This window comes from Mesotoga sp. UBA5557 (assembly GCF_002425715.1).
Lineage (GTDB): Bacteria > Thermotogota > Thermotogae > Petrotogales > Kosmotogaceae > Mesotoga.
In genome coordinates this window covers 1-3,717 of the sequence record NZ_DIMV01000050.1, presented here as the reverse complement: position 1 = coordinate 3,717, position 3,717 = coordinate 1, and the positions used below count along the sequence as shown (strand labels likewise).

The following is a 3,717-nucleotide window of genomic DNA, read 5'->3' as shown; positions in this document are numbered from 1 at the left end:
TCCACTTACCTGGTCATCCCGTGATGCACCTGCACGGGATCTGCTTTTTCTCCCTGTTCTTCGTAGTCTCGAATAGGGTTTCTCTCGAAGCGAAGCTTCATCTCAAACTCAAAGCGTCTTCTCGCTCAAAGATCCGCTGTACGCCAGAAGTTCCGCTTTACGCTTAAAAGCGGTGAACCCGCTGTACGCTGTGAAATACGATTCTCCGTTGACCGTTCGAGAGGAAAGATCTGTTCTTCGGAGCGAGGATCTGTTTTTTGTTCTTGGTAAAGGTCATATTGGCAGAGCATGGCATACCCTTACCAAGAAACTGTCAGGCCAACGAACTGAGTTGGTTTTGACAAACCGGATTTTGCTATTCTTTACTTGATAGGAACTTCAGCTCTTTGTTCTTGGCCAACCGCCAACCACATATCACCAATAACGGCTCTTAGCGCCAAGCTTCATCTCAAACTCAAAGCGTCTTCTCGGTCCTTCTCCTAGGCCCGTGAACCGTTGACGGCCAAAGTAGCTTGATTCACTGTTCAGTAGAGTGCTTCTCTCCTATTATTCTAGAGGCTTTTAGCCATGCATTACGTTCCGGTCCAATGGGAGCTTCATTTCTATAGTCGTGCTTCGAAACGAAGTCGTCTATCTCTTTCGCAACCTCGCCATACTTATTTTTCTGAACAGTAATCAGCCATTCTCTCGTCTGTCGCGAGACCTTCTCCACAAGATGCTTAGAGTGGCCAAGACAGAAAACCGCTGACGACTCTTCGTACGACCTACGAACTTCATCTCTGTCAAGAAACTTGCAGAAAGCGGAAAGGTATATCTTTTCACTCTGGGCGGCAACAGAACATAGTACGCAGCTTCCATCCACAGGTTTTCTTCTTTTCTTCAAAATCGATCCCTTGCTGTCCTCCAGCCACAGGAGCTGCTCAACAAGAAGCTCCCGAAAGATAATCGAAACGGCAAGAGAGCCGACATCGGATTTCTCTCTTGCCAGTTCAACTATTCTTTTCAGGTGTTCTCTACATAACCCGTTCTCTCTTAATTGTTCTCGAGCGCTTTCATTATGAAGAAGATCCGAAAAGGCCCCTATCACCCACCCGTCTACCGACTTCTCCATGGAGCGACATACGGGGCAGTTGTCACCTTGCTCAAAAAGAGTGATTACCTCGCTTTCAAGTACGTTGTCAGCCCTCAAGCCATCACCTGACGATTCTTCTTATCTACCGAGTCTCAATAGCCAGGCATCTGAAGGACCCTGGATCTGGCGCTTAATATCTCGATCGGAAGAGGAAGTCGTTCCAATAACAATCAGCTCGCGCTTCTCCGTTTCTCTTATCTTTGCTGCGGTGTCGTTCTTTGATCCCCCAAAAGTGGCTTCCCACTCTAGGTAGCCGTCGGTTCCGAGCTTCACGATCCAAACATCACGCATTCCTCTATTCTCATGCATTATGTCTCCGTCGGAAGAATCTGTATAGCCGCAGACAGCGTATCCGCCATCGGCAGTCTGAATAATGTCGAATCCTTCATCATCATCGCTGCCTCCGTAAGTTCTGCTCCATTCAAGCTCACCATCGAACGAGAACTTCAGTACCCATAGATCTCTGCCGCCTTTTTGGTCTCTGATGACTCCACCGGAAGATTCGGTGAAACCGGTAACAACATAGCCGTCGCTTACCTCTTTCACTGAGTTTGCACGTTCATCGTTCTGACCCCCAAGAAGCTTCTGCCAGATGATATTCAGCTGCGGATCCAGCTTAATGATCCACAGATCCTCTCCGGTAGATCTGCTTAATGTCTTAAGATCACCGTCAGAGGATTTCGAGTATCCGCACACGATGTAACCGCCATCTTTGGTCTGCATTCCATAAAGCAGCTCGTCATCCTGAGTGCCACCAAAGGCTTTGATAAGATCGGCAATCAGCGCGCCGGAAGAGCTCATAACCGCGACCCAGCCATCCTTGCCTCCATGATATCCACTTCCTGAAAAATTGGAGTCAGAGGAAGTGGTCATACCCGTCAAGAACAGTTTCTCACCTATAGTGGTGTTCACGGAATGAATTGTATCGTCTCCACTACCGCCAATGTAAGTCTGCCACCTCAACGAACCGTCGTTTTTCATCATTACTACGTAACCGTCTATACCGCCATGATACGGATAGCCGCTTCCAGTGTATTCAATATCATCTGATTCCGTCCAGCCTACAGCCACGTAACCGCCCGTAATTCTAACTGCATCTGAAAGGAATTCCTCGTCGCTTCCTCCATAACAGAGTTGAGGCTCTATGACGTAAGAGCTAGACAGATACTCTAGAGAAGGAACCCAGAAATCGCTCTTTCCGTTGTTTCCAAGTATCAGATTACTCTGGGTTGAACTTGAAGTAACGCCAATCACAATCTCTGTCGAACTCTCTACAACGAGTCCCATTCCCTGTTCCACTCCGGTTCCGCCATAAGTAATCTCGTGAACAAGCCTCGGACTGTAGATCGCCTTGATTATCGTATTGCCTTCGATACTGATCTCGATCTGTGCTGCTTCCATCAATTCATTGTTGACAAGCCAGCCCTCAAAATCGTAGCCCGGAACCAGTGGAGCCTTAACAGAGACAACTTGTCCATTTCTGGCCGAAAAACTATGAGGAAGTTCTCTCTCTCTGTTTCCGACTTCAATCCTCTCAATCAAAGGTGTGCAGCTCACGACCACCGAGTAGCGGCGAAAGATACACCCGGAGAGAGTGAAGACTATGATTAGAGACATAACAAGCACCAAAATCCACTTCTTCTTCATTAGATCACCCCCGAAATTACTTCTTACATTAAGTATTGTATAACGGATGCACAGAATATTATAAAAGCCGTCAAGTGCAACCAATAGCCATTGCAATATTCCCCAATTGTGGTAACATATTTATCGATCAAAGGAAGGTGGTGCTTTCGTGGAAGGAGAAAGTTGTAGCAACTATTACGAGTGCCCCGTTGTTAGAGCTTATGAGGAAGGAAAGATTGACGGGGAATGGATAAGAATGTATTGCGAGAGAAACTGGAGAGAGTGTGCGCGGTTTCAGCTAGATGAGATCTTTAGTTATTCAACCGATTTTGTGCTGCCTGATGGCAGTGTTGAAGATAGATTGAGCAGGTAAGTCGGACTACCACATACAAGTTATACTTCGACATGGTGAGTTGAAGGAAATTACCTTTGGCCCCGTTCAACTACGTACATGTTCCCTATCATTGTTCATGCGCAAGAGAGCAGATCGGTAATCATATGATAGCTCTTATGTTTTCGCAAATTCTGTATGTAACTCCCGATGATCTTGATCTCAAGTTTCCACCCGAGGAAGCTAATCAGTAGATTTTGATCAGCTCTTTAGCGTCACTCACATGCAGGTTCTTCTCTCTTGCACGAATGCTGTTTTGCCAGCTGATATCCTGATCTTAAATCCTCCCTTGCTACATTCATCATACCGATAAGTCGAGGCGTTTATGAGAAATCATATGATGCTTCTTCTCCCAAGAAAGATACGCTGTGTTTGGCTCTTGATGAATCTGATCTTAAATCCTCCCTTGAGAAAGGAGGGCCACTAGTGGCAGAGGGTGTGCACTAATTCGCAAGATCGAGATTGCAAAAAAGAAAAAGACGTAAGAGGCAAGAGGCAAGAGGTAAGAAGTGCAATTAGATCTTGCCTTTCTGACCTCTAACCTCAAACCTCTTACATCGTACGACGC

Annotated in this window: 3 protein-coding genes; 1 reads left to right on the top strand and 2 read right to left on the bottom strand. The window is 46.4% G+C overall.

Annotation, left to right across the window (positions count from 1 at the left end; genetic code table 11):
• Positions 1-517 precede the first annotated feature (517 nt).
• Complete coding sequence (locus tag B3157_RS06155; protein ID WP_214061435.1) at positions 518-1,189, bottom strand: DUF6062 family protein; 672 nt, start codon at positions 1,187-1,189, stop codon at positions 518-520.
• Between the two features lie 21 nt (positions 1,190-1,210).
• Positions 1,211-2,779 carry a hypothetical protein gene (locus tag B3157_RS06150; protein WP_292589637.1) on the bottom strand — a complete coding sequence of 523 codons (1,569 nt, stop codon included), beginning with the start codon at positions 2,777-2,779 and terminating at the stop codon, positions 1,211-1,213.
• A gap of 148 nt (positions 2,780-2,927) precedes the next feature.
• Here B3157_RS06150 and B3157_RS06145 point away from each other — a divergent pair, with 148 nt between their 5' ends.
• Positions 2,928-3,131: a hypothetical protein gene (locus tag B3157_RS06145; RefSeq protein ID WP_099829404.1), complete on the top strand. Its 204-nt coding sequence runs from the start codon at positions 2,928-2,930 to the stop codon at positions 3,129-3,131.
• Positions 3,132-3,717 lie beyond the last annotated feature (586 nt).

Excerpts from the sequence above, each read along its gene's own strand:
- B3157_RS06150 (WP_292589637.1), bottom strand. The coding sequence starts at position 2,779 with ATGAAGAAGAAGTGGATTTTGGTGCTTGTTATGTCTCTAATCATAGTC.